Origin of the sequence: Micromonospora sp. WMMD735 (genome assembly GCF_049178995.1) — a bacterium.
GTDB lineage: Bacteria > Actinomycetota > Actinomycetes > Mycobacteriales > Micromonosporaceae > Micromonospora > Micromonospora wenchangensis.
This window is the reverse complement of record NZ_JBMHMJ010000002.1, coordinates 6,622,495-6,636,609: the sequence shown is the minus strand read 5'-3', so window position 1 is coordinate 6,636,609 and position 14,115 is coordinate 6,622,495. Positions and strand designations below refer to the sequence as shown.

Here is a 14,115-nt window from a genome sequence, read left to right as displayed (position 1 = left end):
TCACCGGGACGAGGCGGAGAAGTCGGGCGGGTGAACGCGTGCGGCGCCCGGGGAGCAGGAGTGCCGGGATCGTCAGAAGAGGATGGTCGCGAGGGTGCCCACGCGGTGGAAGCCGCAGCGTTCGTAGACCCGGCGGGCGGGGCGGTTGAAGTCGTTGACGTAGAGGCTGACCGTGGGGGCGACCCGGAGCAGCGCGTCGCGGACCACGGCGGCCATCGCGGCGCTCGCGATCCCGCGTCCACGCCACGCGGGGGCCACCCAGACGCCCTGGACCTGGGCGGTACGGCGGGTCACCACCGCCAGCTCGGCCTTGAACACGACCTCACCGTCGACCATGCGGGCGTACGCCCGGCCGGCGCGGACCAGGTCCTCGACCCGTCGGCGGTAGGCCCGGCCGCCGTCCTCGGCCAGCGGCGAGACGCCGACCTCCTCGGCGTACATGGCGACCGCGGCGGGGAAGAGCAGGTGCACCTCGTCGGGGCGGACCCGGCGCACCTCGGGGTCGACCGCGATGGCGGGCGGGGTGTCGGTGGCCAGCAGCGGCTGGTTGGGGCGGACGTCGCGGGCCGGCCCCCAGTGGTCGGCGAGCCGGTCCCAGAGGCCGAGCACCGCGTCGGCCCGTCCGACGATTGAGGAGCAGAGCCGCTCCTCGCCGGAGAGCTGCTCGGCGAAGGCGGCGACGGCGGAGTCGGTGGCGAGGATCGGGGTGAGGTTGCCGCCGAGCCAGCAGATCGACTCCAGGTTGCGGCGGGTGCCGTAGCCGAGGATCCGGCCCTCGGCCCGCCACCAGGCCAGGCCGCGTGCGGAGACCCGCTCGGCGACCTGCGCGCCCGCGTACGGGTCGAGGTCGAGCAGCCGCTCGACGGCGCGCCGCTCCGACTCTCCCAGTTGGCGTACCGGCACCGTCAGCACGGTTACCAGCCTGCCAGATCCGGGCGGTGGTTCGCCGGGCGACCGGCACAGCCGCCAAGGGACTTGTCGCCAACACATTGCCGATATATCGTTGATGCATCAGCGACAGCACAACGAAAGGACGACACGATGGGATTCCACCGTCGGATCCACGCACTGCAGGAGGCCCGGCAGCGCGGCTTCGGCTTTCCGCCCATGCCCCCCGGCCCGCACGGGCACGGAGGCTGGGGCGGCGGCCGGGGCGGGCGGGGGCGGGGCCGGGGACGCCGACCCAACGTCCGGGCCGCCGTGCTAGCCCTGCTCACCGAGCGGCCGATGCACGGCTACGAGATGATCCAGGAGATCGACTCCCGCACCGGCGGGGCCTGGCGGCCCAGCCCGGGGTCGATCTACCCGACGCTGCAACTGCTGGAGGACGAGGGCGTCATCGCCGCCAGCACCGATCTGGCCGGCGGCGGGCGCAAGCGGTTCGACCTGACCGACGCCGGCCGGGAGGAGGCCACCACGGCCGCGCAGACCCCGCCCTGGGCCGAGTTCGCCGAGGACACCGTCAACAGCTGGCACGACATCCGCGACGCGGGCGCGCAGGCCATGCACGCGCTGCGCCAGGTGATGATGACGGGCACCGACGACCAGCGGGAACGCGCCGCCCAGGTGCTCGACGAGACCCGCCGCAAGCTGTACGCGATCCTCGCCGAATCCGAGTGACCGCCGGGCACGACCCGGCACCCCGGCCACCGTCGACGTCCGGGCCCGGCACGGCGAACCCGCCGTGCCGGCCCGGACCACCACATGACCCGAGCCGGGCCACCACGACCCCGGCCCGGGTCGCCAGGCATCCCGGCGACAATCGCCGCGTACGCGGAAAGGGCGGCCCCCCACCGGGAGGGCCGCCCTTTCCGACGGTGGATCAGTGCACGGTGACGGTGGGGCCGGGGATCAGGTCGCGCAGCTCCTCGGGGATCTCCGCGCCCATCTCGTCGGCGATGCGCAGCGCCTCTTCGATCAGGGTCTCGACGATCTGCCCCTCGGGGACGGTCTTGACGACCTGCCCCTTGACGAAGATCTGCCCCTTGCCGTTGCCGGAGGCGACGCCGAGGTCGGCCTCGCGGGCCTCGCCCGGCCCGTTCACCACGCAGCCCATCACGGCGACCCGCAGCGGGACGGGCAGCCCCTCCAGGCCGGCGGTGACCTCCTCGGCGAGCTTGTAGACGTCCACCTGGGCCCGGCCGCACGACGGGCAGGAGACGATCTCCAGCCCGCGCTCGCGCAGCCCCAGCGACTCCAGGATCTGGTTGCCGACCTTGATCTCCTCGACCGGCGGGGCCGACAGCGACACCCGGATGGTGTCGCCGATGCCCTCGGCCAGCAGCGCCCCGAAGGCGACGGCCGACTTGATGGTGCCCTGGAACGCCGGGCCGGCCTCGGTCACCCCCAGGTGCAGCGGATAGTCGCACTGCTCGGCGAGCTGACGGTACGCCCGGATCATCACCACCGGGTCGTTGTGCTTGACCGAGATCTTGATGTCCCGGAAGCCGTGCTCCTCGAACAGCGAGCACTCCCACAGCGCCGACTCGACGAGCGCCTCGGCGGTGGCCTTGCCGTACTTGGTGAGCAGCCGCTTGTCCAGCGAGCCGGCGTTGACGCCGATCCGGATCGGCGTACCGGCGGCGGAGGCCGCTGCCGCGATCTCCCTGACCTTGTCGTCGAACTGGCGGATGTTGCCCGGGTTGACCCGGACGGCCGCGCACCCGGCGTCGATCGCGGCGAAGACGTACTTCGGCTGGAAGTGGATGTCGGCGATCACCGGGATCTGCGACTTCTTCGCGATCGCCGGCAGTGCCTCCACGTCGTCCTGGCTGGGCACGGCGACCCGGACGATCTGGCAGCCGGACGCGGTCAGCTCGGCGATCTGCTGGAGGGTGGCGTTGACGTCGGAGGTGAGGGTGGTGGTCATCGACTGCACCGAGACGGGGGCACCGCCACCGACGGGCACCGAACCGACCATGATCTGGCGGCTGGCCCGGCGCGGGGCGAGTGGCGGGGGCGGCACGGCGGGCATACCGAGACTGACAGCGGTCACTTCAGGCACTCACCTTGTGAAGAGGGTGATGGGGTTGACGATGTCCGCGGTGGCGGTGAGCAGGGTGAACGCGCCACCGATGAGGATCACCGCGTACGTGATGGGCATCAGCTTGAGGTAGTCGACCCGACCGGGGTCGCGCCGGCCGATCCGGGCGTAGAGCCAGGAGCGGGCCCGTTCGAACCAGGCGATGGCGATGTGGCCGCCGTCCAGGGGCAGCAGCGGCAGCAGGTTGAACACGCCGACGAAGAAGTTCAGCGAGATGAACAGCAGGACCAGCAGCTGCCAGACGCCGTTCTCCAGGGCTTCGCCGCCGAGCCGGCTCGCGCCGACGACGCTGATCGGGGTGTCCTTGTCCCGCTCGCCGCCGGTGACGGCGGTCCACAGGGCGGGCACCTTGTCGGGGATGCGCTTGAGTGCCTCGTAGGTGCCGACGGCCAGGTCCTTGGTGTAGCCGGCGGTGGCGGGGATGGCCTCGACCGGGCCGTAGGTGACGTTCGCCGGGACGCCGGGCGGGAGCATCGGGCCGGCGACGCCGAGGGCGGAGACGGTGACCGGGGCGCCGTTCGGGTCGTCCAGCGGCTTGCGCTGCACCGCGGCGAGGTCGGCCCGGACCTGCCCGGCGACCCCGTCGCGTTCGTAGCTGATCGTCGCCGGCTGGCCCGGGGGCAGGTCACGGACGGTCTTGACCAGCGCGGCGTAGTCGGGGACGGCGATGCCGTTAACCGCGACGATCTTGTCGTCGTCGCGCAGCCCGGCCTGCTTGGCGGGGCTGACCGGGTCACCGGGGGCGCACTCGCGGACCGCGTCGGTGGGGATGACGCACTCGACGATCTTGACGTGCGCCGGGAGCGGGTTGGGCAGGTCCTTGTTGGGCAGGCCCATGAACATGGCGGCGAGCCAGATCGCGACGACGGCCAGCGCGAAGTGGGTGACCGAGCCGGCGGACATCACGATCGTCCGTTTCCAGACCGGGTAACGCCACATCGCCCGCTTCTCGTCGCCCGGTTCGACGTCGTCGTCCTGCGGCGTCATGCCGACGATCTTGCAGAATCCGCCGAGCGGGATGGCCTTGAGGCCGTACTCCGTCTCACCCCGGCGGAACGACCAGATGGTCGGCCCGAAGCCGACGAAGTAACGGGTGACCTTCATGCCGAACGCCTTGGCGGTCAACATGTGACCGGCCTCGTGCAGGCTCACCGAGATGAGGATCGCCAGGGCGATCACCACCACCCCGAGCAGATAGAGCATCAGGCTTCCTTCCCCGACCCCGAGATGATCTCCTGCGCGTGCGCGCGCGCCCACGATTCGGCGGCGAGCACGTCCTCGACGGTACCTGGTTCACCGAAATCGGGGGCGTCCTCCAAGACCCGTCCGAGGGTGTCGACGATGCCGAGGAACGGCAGCCGTCCGGCGACGAACGCCGCCACACACTCCTCGTTGGCCGCGTTGTAGACCGCCGGGCGGCAGCGGCCCGCCACGCCGGCCGCCTTGGCCAGCGCCACCGCCGGGAACGCCTCGTCGTCGAGCGGGGCGAACTCCCAGGTGTGGGCGGTGGTCCAGTCGACGGCGGTGGCGGCGTCGGGCACCCGGTCGGGCCAGCCGATGCCGAGCGCGATGGGCAGCCGCATGTCCGGCGGGCTCGCCTGGGCCAGGGTGGAGCCGTCGACGAACTCGACCATCGAGTGGATCACCGACTGCGGGTGCACCATCACGGTGATGTCGGCGTAGGGCACGTCGAACAACTCGTGCGCCTCGATCACCTCCAGCGCCTTGTTGACCATGGTGGCCGAGTTGATCGTGACGACCGGTCCCATGTTCCACGTCGGGTGGGCGAGCGCCTGCTCCGGGGTGACAGCGGTCAGCTCGTCGCGCCGCCGCCCCCGGAACGGTCCGCCGCTGGCCGTGACGACCAGCCGCCGCACCTCGCCCCGGGTGCCGCCGCGCAGGCACTGGGCCAGCGCCGAATGCTCCGAGTCGACCGGCACGATCTGCCCCGGCCGCGTCACGGCGGCCTTCACCAGCGGGCCGCCGGCCACCAGCGACTCCTTGTTGGCCAACGCGAGGGTACGACCACAGCGCAGCGCGGCCAGCGTCGGCGCGAGCCCGAGCGACCCGACCACCCCGTTGAGGACCACGTCGCAGGGCCACTGCGCCAGCTCGGTCATGGCGTCCGGGCCGGCGATGATCTTCGGCAGCTTGAAGTCCCCGGTGGCCCAGCCGCGCCGGCTCGCCTCGGCATAGAAGGCGAGTTGGAGATCCTGCGCGGCGGACGCCTTGGCCACCCCGACGGCGTCCACGCCCAGTTCGAGCGCCTGGGTGGCGAGCAGCTCGACGTTGCCGCCGCCGGCACCGAGCGCCACCACCCGGAACCGGTCGGGGTTGCGCCTGACGATGTCGATCGCCTGGGTGCCGATCGAACCTGTGGAGCCGAGCAGAACGAGGTCCCGGGGAGTTGTCACCCGGTCATTCTGCCCCGTACGCGCTGTGCGCCGGCTGGGAGCCTCACCCCTCGACGTCACCCTCCGCGCCCGCCCCCCGACCCAGCGGTTCCGCCTCCTCGACCGGTGCCTCCTCACCCAGCAGGTCGGCCGGATCGATACTGAACGCGAAGGGCTGCCGCATGACGAACGTCGTCCCGGCGGCAGCCGCCGCGACCGGCCGGTACTCCCCGTCGGTCAACTCGAAGAGCGCGATGGTGGGCACCCGGTTACGCAGGTCGACGCGGAGGAAGAACGGGACACCGGCGGCGGCGTACTCACGGGGCCGGTCGATCACGTCCTTACGCCTGTTACCCGGGGAGACGACCTCGCCGAGCAGCACGGCGTGGCCGATGTCCATCGTCGTCCGCCCGCCACCGGGAGCGTCGAGGATCACGATGTCCGGAATGAAGAGGTCGGCACCGGAAACGATGTTGACTTCGGTGTACAGCCACAGTTTTTCCCGGCGGGCCGCCTGCTTGAGCAGGTAGGCCAGATCCAACTCGGCGTTCTGATGGTCGTATCCGGCATGTGGGGTCACGATCACGCTTCCGCTCAGGACTTCGACCTTGGGACCGTTGGTCTCCGGCAACAGGTCGAGGGCGAGCTGGGCGGTCCACGGCTCGTCGTGCCAGCGCAGCACGTCGAACGACGGCCCGGTCGGCCGGTCGCCCGACCCGGTCGACGGGCACGTCGGGTCGGGCGACTGCGGTGCCGGCTCGGGCGCGAATGCGGCCTGGGCCATCCGGGCTCACCCCCTCAGCGGAACATCCTGCTGGTCCCAGCCTAATCGCCGCAGCCCCCGGAGCCGCCCGTCGCACCGCCAGTGCGTCCCGGTCAGCCCACGACCTCCCCGCCCGTCGGCCAGATCCAGCGCCTGATCAACACATCGGGGCCGATACAGGGGTGTCGGCGGCGATCCTTACCCCAATATCGGCCCCGTTGAGTCGATCATCCTGCCGGACGGCAGACATGTCGGGCGGGGTTGAGGTCACCCGACCGGGTCGCGGCCACGAAGCCAGCCCAGGAGGCGGGCGGGAAGGTCAACGCGGGGCCACCACGGTCCTTGCTGTCCCGCACCCCGACCACCAGCGGCAGATTCGTCGCCACCTCCACACAGGTGGCACCGCCATTGTCGCTGCGGGTCGACTTGCGCCAGACTGCACCGGTCAAGTCCATGACTTCGCCAACTCCGCCATCGACGCCATCGGGCCGTGACGAGCCGGTCACTGGCGGACGCCGAGGGTGCCCGCCCTGGTCGCGGCCACGAAGCCGGCCCAGGAGGCGGGCGGGAAGGTCAACGCGGGGCCACCACGGTCCTTGCTGTCCCGCACCCCGACCACCAGCGGCAGATTCGTCGCCACCTCCACACAGGTGGCACCGCCATTGTCGCTGCGGGTCGACTTGCGCCAGATCGCGCCGGTCAGCTCCATGACTTCGCCAACTCCCGTATCAGATCCCGGGAGGCCCGCCGGGGCAGCGCCTCGCCCCGCAGGTTCTCCCACCTGCGTTGAAGGCTATCAACGTCATCTGGACGATCGGTGACCTGCGCTCGCAGTGGGGTGTCCAGGTGCGCGACCTCGCCGCCCTCGGGCGTGCGAGCCAGGATGAACGGTCCGGCCAGGCCGGCGTGCATACCGGCATCCGCTGGCACCACATGCACGCTGATGTGTGCGTGTTCAGTCAGCCGCAGCAAATGCTCGAACTGCCCGATCATGACCGCCGGCTCACCGACCGCCCGACGAAGGACCGCCTCGTCAACCACGGCCACGAATTCCGGTGGAGGCTCCCGCTTCAGCACGGACTGTCGCTCCAGACGCGCTGCGAGTCGCTGCTCGGTTTCTCCCTCCCGCAGCATTCCGCCACCGTGCAGCACGGCACGGGCGTACGCCTCGGTCTGCAACAGACCCGGGATGAGGGACGGCTCGAACCAGCGGATCAAGGTCGCCTCCCGCTCCACGCTGATCCATTCCCGAAACCACGGGGGTGCGGAGTCGGCGCGGACCAGGGCGAGCAGCCGTTCGAAGAGGCCGCCGGCCTCCAGGGCGGCGTCCGCGCGGGTGATGAAGTCCTGCGACGGCGTACGGTGGCCGATCTCGACCATGCCCACCAGCGACGACGAGTAGCTGATCCGTTGGGCCAGATCCTCCTGGCTCAGCCCGCGCTCCCTGCGCGCCCGGCGCAGCTCCGCCCCGAGGAATTCCAGGGTCGACATCGGTCCACCGGTCATCACACCTCCACCACACGTCTGCCACCCACCGCCAGCGATGGCCACGGGACCGGACCCGGCCGGCACAGTCCACGCTGAGGTCCCGCGCCGCCTTCCGACAGTAGTCGCGTCCACACCAGAGTGTGAACAGGCATACGGAAGGAGCGGCGGATGAGGAAGCGCGACAGGCCGGTACCGGTGACGCCACGGCATCGGCGGGACTGGTCCCGGTGGGGTCGGCACTGCACCTGTGGGCTGCGCTGGCCGCGCCCGGACCGGCTGGCCGGCGTACCGCTGCGGGAACCGCCACCACCCACGCCGCCCGCGCCCCGCCCTCACCTGTGGAACGGCCCCACCGCCGCCTACTGGGTGGGCACGGCGGGACTGGTCACCCGGGGGCAGGCCCGCCGGGCGAACGGCCGACACCGGTGACCCCGCCGACGGGCGGCGCACGGCGCGGACGACCGGCGTCGGCCGTGACGCCGCCGGACGACGCACGACGGGAACGGCCGCTGTCGGCGGTGACCCCGCCGGTGGACGGGGCACGGCGGGGGCGGTCGGCGGCGGTCCCGGCGGCCGGCCCGGGTCGGCACGTCGCCGCGCGGCCCGCCTGGCGGTGCCGGGCCTGTGCCGCCCCGTGGCCGTGCCAGCCGGCCAAGCTGAGCCTCCGCCGGGAGTACGCCCGGGATCGGCCGGCGCTGTCCATCTACCTCTGCCTGCTGATGCACGACGCGATCACCGATGCGCTGCGGGTCGGCACCGGCCCGGTCGACCCGGCCGCCTACTTCACCCGGTTCATCGCCTGGACCCGCCACGGCCGGCCGCCGCCCCGGTCATCGCCCACCCGTTGATCGCCCACCCGTTGATCGACACAAGGGGGCCGATGTGGGGTGTTCCCGTCGACCGGACACCCCTACATCGGCCCCATTAGTTGATCATCGCCCCGGACGCGGCCCGGGGACGACGGTCAGGCGTAGGTTTCGAACTCGGCGACCTTCGGGGTGGCGGCAGAGCTGTTGATCCGGAAGGTGACCTTCTTCAGCGAGGTACGGGCGAAGGTGATCACCCCGGCCCGACTGCCGGAGGCCAGCACCGCGCCGGTGTCGCCGTTGAGCACCTGCCAGGAGGTGACGCTGCCGGCCGAGCCGGACGCCTCCCGGATGTTGATCGAGGAGATGCTGGTCGCGGAGCCCCACTTGATCGAGATGTCCCCGGTCGACCCGGCCGGCGACCAGTAGGTGCCCAGGTTGCCGTCGCGGACGTCGCCGTAGCTCGTACCGCTGGCCTTGCTGGAGCCGTCGGAGCCGGCGCCGATGCTGAGGTTGGTCCCGCCGGGGGCGCTGGTGGGCGGCGGGGTGGTCGGGGCCGGCGTGGTCGGCGCGGGCGTGGTCGGTCCCGGGGTGGTCGGGGCCGGGGTGGTCGGCGTGCAGCTCCCGTTGGACTCCTTGAGGCCGGTGTTCGCGCCGGCCGTCTGGCGGACGATGTCCGGCACGCAACTCGCCCCGTCGAGGCGGTACGAGTACGGGATGCTGACGCTGGTGTTGGACGGCATGCCCGGGCCGGCGGGGTTGGTCTCGCTGCCGGGGCTGGACCAGGTCACGTTGTCCAGGATGTTGCCGCTGGCCTGCCAGTAGCCGGCCTCGCTGGTGTAGAAGGTGCCCAGCACGTCCCGGGAGTTCCTGAAGTAGTTGTTCTCCACCTTGGCCCGCGCGCCGGCCCGGGAGTTGATCCCCGACTCGTTGAGCTGCACGTACGAGTTGTTGTAGATGTGCGCGATCCCGCCCCGCAGCAACGGGGTACGGGAGTCGATGTTCTGGTAGAGGTTGTGGTGGAAGGTGACGAAGCCGTTGCCCCGGTCGCTCTCGCTGGAGCCGATCAGGCCGCCCCGGCCGGAGTTGCGCAGGATGCTGTACGACAGCGTCACGTACTGGACGTCGTCCTTCATGTCGAACAGCCCGTCGTAGCCCTCCGACTCGCCACCCGACGCCTCCAGCGTGACGTGGTCGACCCAGACGTTGCGCACGCTGCTCTCCATGCCGATGGCGTCACCGCCGTTGGAGAGGGGCGAGCCCGACTTCTTGACGTTCCGCACCGTCACGTTCTGGATGATGATGTTGCGGGAGTCGCGGAGGTGGATGCCGAGCTGGTCGAAGACCGCCCCGCTGCCGACCCCGACGATGGTGACGTTGCTGATCTCCTTCAGCTCGATCCTGTCGGCGGCGGTGTTGCAGCTGTTGCCCGACACCTTCGTGGTGTTGCCGTGGTTGATCGTGCCCTGCACCTCGATCACGATCGGGGTGCTGCTGCTGGCCCGGTTGCACAGCGCCGCGTGGATCGCGGTTCCGGTGCTGGCCCGTACGGTCTGCCCGCCCGCGCCGCCGGTGGTGCCGCCGTTCTGGGTGGCGTAGCCGCTGGCGCTGCCGGCCGCCGCCGACGCCTGGTGCACCGGCAGGGCCACGCAGATCGCGGCACCGACGGCGGCCGTGGCCAGCCCCGCCTGGACTCGTCGTGCAACTGGTCGTCTCATCCTCGCGTCACCTTTCTCATTACCTGGTGGTGGTGCCGCTGCCGGGTGGTGTGGTGCCCGGTCGGGCGGCGGTGATGACGGTGGTCCTGGTGGACCTCTGCGCGCCGGGGACGGGCCGGGCCTTCGCGGCCGTCAGGCGGAGTCGGCGGCCGGCCAGGGATGTCTGCGCCGATGTACCGGGTCGACCCGCTCACCGTGCTGCCGCGCACGGCGAACTGGCGCCTGCGGCGGTGGTGGAACTCGCCGCGGCACCCGCACTGAGCATCTGGAAAGCGCTTTCCACAAGCGAGGATAGGGCGACGTCTATGGACACCGCAAGACGTCGTCCGGATTGCGGCTAATGATCGCCTAGCCGCCGGTCGGTCCGCTATTGATCCACTCGCCGGGGCTGATGTTGCGCCATCCCGGCGTTCCGACACCGCACCATCGGCCCAGTTGAGCCGATCATGGCCGGTGGACGGTCGTGACGCGGGATCGTGATGCGTGGCAGCGGGCGACAGGGGGAAGAACATCGCGATGGGCGACGCATGGCAGCGTACGAAGCGGATCACCAGCGCCGCGTTCCGGCCGGTACGGGGGCGGGACCTCTCCCTGCACGCCGCCGCCATCACCTTCTACGGGGCGATCGCCGTGGTGCCGGTGGCCCTGCTGGCGATCTGGCTGACCTCGCTGGTGGCCGGCGCGGACCGGGTACGCCGGCTCACCGCGTACGCCGTGGAGACGCTGCCGGACGCGATCGGTGCGCCCGAAGCGGTGGACGCGCTGGTCAACGCCGGGGTGCAGTTGACCCCGCTGCTGGCGCTGGCCTCCCTGCTGCCCGCCTCGCTCTACGGTGAGGGGCTGCGCCGGGCGTTCGTCTCGGTCGCCGTCGCCCCCAACCCGGACGAGTCGCTGGTCGGCTGGCGGGGCCGGTTGCTGCTGCTGCCGCTGCTCGCCCCCGCCCCCGCCCTGCTGCTGTCGATCCTCATCGCGCTGCCCACCACCACCCGGTTGATCCGGCAGGGCGGCTGGGTCGCCGCGCTGGGCATCGTGCTGTCGTTCCTGGCCGTGTGGCTGGTGCTCACCCCGGTGCTGATGTGGGTGTTCCGGGTGGTCGGGCCGGCCTCACCCGACTGGCTGTCGACGTTGGCGGTCGGCTCGTTCACCGCCGCCAACCTCTCCGGCTTCCTGCACGGCTTCGTGCTGTTCTGTTCGCTCCCGCTGGATCTCGGGGTGCCGTTCGGCGGCTTCGACCCGGTCGGGGCCGGCGTCGCGGTGCTGCTCTGGCTCTACCTGTTCCACGTGATCGTGCTGGCCGGCTACTCGGCCACCCTCGCGTTGTCCCGCTGGCGGGCCCGCCGCGCCGCCGCCTCCGGGGCGACGACCGGAATCGTCGGCTCCGAGGCGTCGGGGGTGGGCGACGCCGCCGGGTCGTCGGTCTCGCGCAGGCCGTAGCGGGCCCAGAACCGGGCCAGGGGTGCCGGGGCCCACCAGTTCCACCGGCCCAGCAGCCGCATGGTGGCCGGCACGAGCAGCGCCCGGACCAGGGTCGCGTCCACCACGATCGCCACGATCATGCCGACGCCGATCAGCTTGATGTAGGCCATCCCGCCGGTGGTGAAGCCGGCCACCACGATGATCAGCAGCAGCGCGGCGGCGGTGATGATCCGGCCGGTACGTTGCAGGCCGGTGGCGACCGAGGCGGTGTTGTCGCCGGTGCGGTCCCACTCCTCGCGGACCCGACTGAGCAGGAACACCTCGTAGTCGGTGGCCAGCCCGAACAGCACCGCGAGCATGAGGATGAGGTTGCTCGGCTCGATGAACCCGGTGGAGGTGAAGCCGAGCGGGCCGGACAGGTGCCCGTCCTGGAAGATCCAGACCACCACGCCGAACGACGCGCCGATCGACAGCAAATTCATCAGCACCGCCTTGACCGGCAACACCACCGAGCCGAACGCGAGGAAGAGCAGCAGCAGGGTCGCGCCGGCCATCAGCAGGGCCATCCACGGCAGCCGGTCGCCGAGGCTGTCCAGCAGGTCGACGTCGGCGGCGGGCCGCCCGCCGACCAGCACCTGCGCCCCGTCCGGGCCGGGCAGGTCGCGCAGCGCCCGCACCAGGTCCCGGGCGGCGTCGCCGGTCGGCTCCCCCGGGTAGCTCACCGACAGCAGGGTGGACTCCCCCTTCGCCGCCGTGACCTGGACCCCGCTCACCCCGGGCAGCGCCGCGATCCGGTCGGCGAACGGGCGTACCGCGTCGGCGGGCGCGCCGGAGACCAGCACCTCGACCGGGGCGATCGTGCCGCCGGGGAACTCGGCGGCGATCCGCTCGGAGACCACCCGGGGCGCGGCGTCCGCCGGCAGCACCCGCTCGTCGACCCCGCCGAAGGTGATCCGCGCGAACGGGGTGGCCAGCACGCCGAGCAGCAGCGCGACCCCCACCAGGTACAGCGCCGGTCGGCGCATCACGCTGCGCGCGATCCGGGCCCACGCGCCGCCGGGCGCACCCGCCGCCGGCCGCCCACCCCGCGTCCCCCGCCGCCACGGCAGCGGTACGCGCACCGCGTCCACCCGGTGGCCGAGCACCACCAGCAGGGCCGGCAGCACGGTGAGCGCGGCCAGCATGGCGATCAGCACGGCGGCCATCCCGCCGAAGCCCATCGACCGCAGGAACGGCTGCGGGAAGATCAGCAGGCTGGCCATGGCGAGCGCGACGGTCAGCCCGGAGACGAAGACGGTCCGGCCGGCGGTGAGCATGGTGCGGCGGATCGCCTCGGCGACGGACCGGCCGGCGGCCAACTCCTCCCGGAACCGGCTGACGATGAACAACGCGTAGTCGACAGCCATCCCGAGCCCGATCAGGGTGATCACGTTGATCGCGAAGATCGACACGTCGGTGACCAGGTTGACCAGGCGGACCGCGAGGAACGCGCCGAGGATGGCCAACCCGCCGACGAGCAGCGGGGTGCCGGCGGCGACCAGCCCACCGAAGATCAGCACGAGCAGCACCAGCAGCACCGGCATGGACAGCAGCTCGGCACGGGTGACGTCCTCGGTGCTCTGGGTGGTGGCCGCCTCCTGGAACGCCACCAGCCCGCCGACCTCGGTGCGCAGGCCTGGCGCGTCCAGCGCGGGGCGCAGCGCCGCGAACTGTGCCGAGCGGGCGTCCTCGTCGCCGCCGGTGAGCTTGACCAGCGCGTAGGTGGCCCGGTGGTCGGTGGCGACCAGCGCGGGCGCGGGCGCGTCGTACCAGGTGGTCACCTCGGCCACCTCGGCGCGCTGACGCAGACCGGCCACCGTGGCGGTCACCGGGTCGCGGAACTGCGGGTCCTCGACGGTGACGGTGTCGCTGGACCACAGGACGATCACGTCCGCGCCCTGCCTGCCGAGTTCGGCGGTGACCCGCTGCACGGTCCGGCTGGACTCGCTCGACGGGTCGTCGAAGCCACCCCCGCTCAGCTCGCCGAAGACGCCGGTGCCCCAGCCCGCCCCGACGGCGATCAGCACCCCGGCGACGGCCAGCACCGCCCACCGGGCGCGTACCACGACCCGCCCCCACCAGGCGAACATCGGCCTCTCCCCTCGTTGACCCGCCGACCCGTCGTTGCCCGCGTCCGGGCCGTCCGGCCGGCGTCGGCCCCGCAGCGATCGCCGTCCACTATCGCAACAACCGTTCACGTTCGACGGGCCGGGCCGGTCGCCCCCGGGTCACCGGAGCGGGCGGGGCACCGCTTCCCGTGGTGACCGGTATGCCTGTGGGTCATATTCATGCCGCACAGGCATACCGTGTTCCGCGCCTGATGCCGCCGACACCCGCTCGCCCCGGGTCAGCCAGGACCCCGGCCCGGGTCAGCAGGCCGACCCGGATCAGCCGGGCGGCCCGCAACAGCCGGTCGAGCCGGCAGACCTCACGCCGCGTACCGCACTAG

At 71.9% G+C, this 14,115-nt stretch carries 13 protein-coding genes and 1 pseudogene; 4 read left to right on the top strand and 10 right to left on the bottom strand.

The window, feature by feature from the left end:
• Positions 1-72: 72 nt before the first annotated feature.
• Positions 73-912: a GNAT family N-acetyltransferase gene (locus ACN268_RS29120; RefSeq protein ID WP_421486200.1), complete on the bottom strand. Its 840-nt coding sequence runs from the start codon at positions 910-912 to the stop codon at positions 73-75.
• Positions 913-1,041: 129 nt separating this feature from the next.
• Here ACN268_RS29120 and ACN268_RS29115 point away from each other — a divergent pair, with 129 nt between their 5' ends.
• On the top strand, positions 1,042-1,620 hold the full coding sequence (locus tag ACN268_RS29115) for a PadR family transcriptional regulator (RefSeq protein ID WP_421486199.1): 579 nt from the start codon (positions 1,042-1,044) through the stop codon (positions 1,618-1,620).
• 202 nt (positions 1,621-1,822) lie between these two features.
• Here the strand turns inward: ACN268_RS29115 and ispG are convergent, their stop codons facing one another.
• From ispG to ACN268_RS29080, 7 genes are all read right to left on the bottom strand, one after another.
• Positions 1,823-2,995, bottom strand: a complete 1,173-nt coding sequence (gene ispG, locus ACN268_RS29110; protein WP_204923860.1) for a flavodoxin-dependent (E)-4-hydroxy-3-methylbut-2-enyl-diphosphate synthase — start codon at positions 2,993-2,995, stop codon at positions 1,823-1,825.
• Between the two features lie 9 nt (positions 2,996-3,004).
• Entirely contained in the window at positions 3,005-4,246 is a 1,242-nt protein-coding gene (locus ACN268_RS29105) for a M50 family metallopeptidase (RefSeq protein WP_421486198.1), read from the bottom strand.
• Entirely contained in the window at positions 4,246-5,457 is a 1,212-nt protein-coding gene (gene dxr / locus ACN268_RS29100; RefSeq protein WP_421486197.1) for a 1-deoxy-D-xylulose-5-phosphate reductoisomerase, read from the bottom strand. The genes ACN268_RS29105 and dxr overlap by 1 nt, the downstream gene beginning before the upstream one ends.
• Before the next feature lie 43 nt (positions 5,458-5,500).
• On the bottom strand, positions 5,501-6,220 hold the full coding sequence (locus ACN268_RS29095) for a Uma2 family endonuclease (RefSeq protein ID WP_363652238.1): 720 nt from the start codon (positions 6,218-6,220) through the stop codon (positions 5,501-5,503).
• Positions 6,221-6,426: 206 nt separating this feature from the next.
• Positions 6,427-6,654 (bottom strand): DUF397 domain-containing protein, encoded by a 228-nt coding sequence (locus ACN268_RS29090; RefSeq protein WP_421486196.1) that lies wholly within the window; start codon positions 6,652-6,654, stop codon positions 6,427-6,429.
• A gap of 47 nt (positions 6,655-6,701) precedes the next feature.
• Positions 6,702-6,908 carry a DUF397 domain-containing protein gene (locus tag ACN268_RS29085; protein WP_363790272.1) on the bottom strand — a complete coding sequence of 69 codons (207 nt, stop codon included), beginning with the start codon at positions 6,906-6,908 and terminating at the stop codon, positions 6,702-6,704.
• Positions 6,899-7,705, bottom strand: a complete 807-nt coding sequence (locus tag ACN268_RS29080; RefSeq protein ID WP_421486194.1) for a helix-turn-helix domain-containing protein — start codon at positions 7,703-7,705, stop codon at positions 6,899-6,901. Before ACN268_RS29080 ends, ACN268_RS29085 begins: the two co-directional genes overlap by 10 nt.
• 150 nt (positions 7,706-7,855) lie before the next feature.
• Here ACN268_RS29080 and ACN268_RS29075 point away from each other — a divergent pair, with 150 nt between their 5' ends.
• Together ACN268_RS29075 and ACN268_RS29070 are read left to right on the top strand one after the other, a co-directional pair.
• Positions 7,856-8,116 carry a hypothetical protein gene (locus ACN268_RS29075; protein WP_421486193.1) on the top strand — a complete coding sequence of 87 codons (261 nt, stop codon included), beginning with the start codon at positions 7,856-7,858 and terminating at the stop codon, positions 8,114-8,116.
• Positions 8,117-8,160: 44 nt separating this feature from the next.
• Positions 8,161-8,535 (top strand): hypothetical protein, encoded by a 375-nt coding sequence (locus ACN268_RS29070; RefSeq protein WP_421486192.1) that lies wholly within the window; start codon positions 8,161-8,163, stop codon positions 8,533-8,535.
• Positions 8,536-8,651: 116 nt separating this feature from the next.
• Here the strand turns inward: ACN268_RS29070 and ACN268_RS29065 are convergent, their stop codons facing one another.
• Positions 8,652-10,211 (bottom strand): pectate lyase family protein, encoded by a 1,560-nt coding sequence (locus ACN268_RS29065; RefSeq protein WP_421486191.1) that lies wholly within the window; start codon positions 10,209-10,211, stop codon positions 8,652-8,654.
• Positions 10,212-10,727: 516 nt separating this feature from the next.
• On the opposite strand from ACN268_RS29065, the gene ACN268_RS29060 reads away from it, so the two are divergent.
• Positions 10,728-11,645 (top strand): YhjD/YihY/BrkB family envelope integrity protein, encoded by a 918-nt coding sequence (locus tag ACN268_RS29060; protein WP_421486190.1) that lies wholly within the window; start codon positions 10,728-10,730, stop codon positions 11,643-11,645.
• Positions 11,646-11,674: 29 nt separating this feature from the next.
• On the opposite strand, the pseudogene ACN268_RS29055 reads toward ACN268_RS29060, so the two are convergent.
• Positions 11,675-13,756 (bottom strand): annotated as a pseudogene (locus tag ACN268_RS29055) (MMPL family transporter); the annotation flags it as partial.
• Between the last annotated feature and the right edge of the window lie 359 nt (positions 13,757-14,115).

Bases quoted from the DNA above. Each gene is read 5' to 3' on its own strand.
- ACN268_RS29060 (WP_421486190.1), top strand. From the start codon at position 10,728: ATGGGCGACGCATGGCAGCGTACGAAGCGGATCACCAGCGCCGCGTTC.
- ACN268_RS29105 (WP_421486198.1), bottom strand. From the start codon at position 4,246: ATGCTCTATCTGCTCGGGGTGGTGGTGATCGCCCTGGCGATCCTCATC.
- ACN268_RS29085 (WP_363790272.1), bottom strand. From the start codon at position 6,908: ATGGAGCTGACCGGCGCGATCTGGCGCAAGTCGACCCGCAGCGACAAT.
- ACN268_RS29095 (WP_363652238.1), bottom strand. From the start codon at position 6,220: ATGGCCCAGGCCGCATTCGCGCCCGAGCCGGCACCGCAGTCGCCCGAC.
- ACN268_RS29075 (WP_421486193.1), top strand. From the start codon at position 7,856: ATGAGGAAGCGCGACAGGCCGGTACCGGTGACGCCACGGCATCGGCGG.
- ACN268_RS29115 (WP_421486199.1), top strand. From the start codon at position 1,042: ATGGGATTCCACCGTCGGATCCACGCACTGCAGGAGGCCCGGCAGCGC.
- ACN268_RS29065 (WP_421486191.1), bottom strand. From the start codon at position 10,211: ATGAGACGACCAGTTGCACGACGAGTCCAGGCGGGGCTGGCCACGGCC.
- ACN268_RS29080 (WP_421486194.1), bottom strand. From the start codon at position 7,705: ATGACCGGTGGACCGATGTCGACCCTGGAATTCCTCGGGGCGGAGCTG.
- ACN268_RS29090 (WP_421486196.1), bottom strand. From the start codon at position 6,654: ATGGACTTGACCGGTGCAGTCTGGCGCAAGTCGACCCGCAGCGACAAT.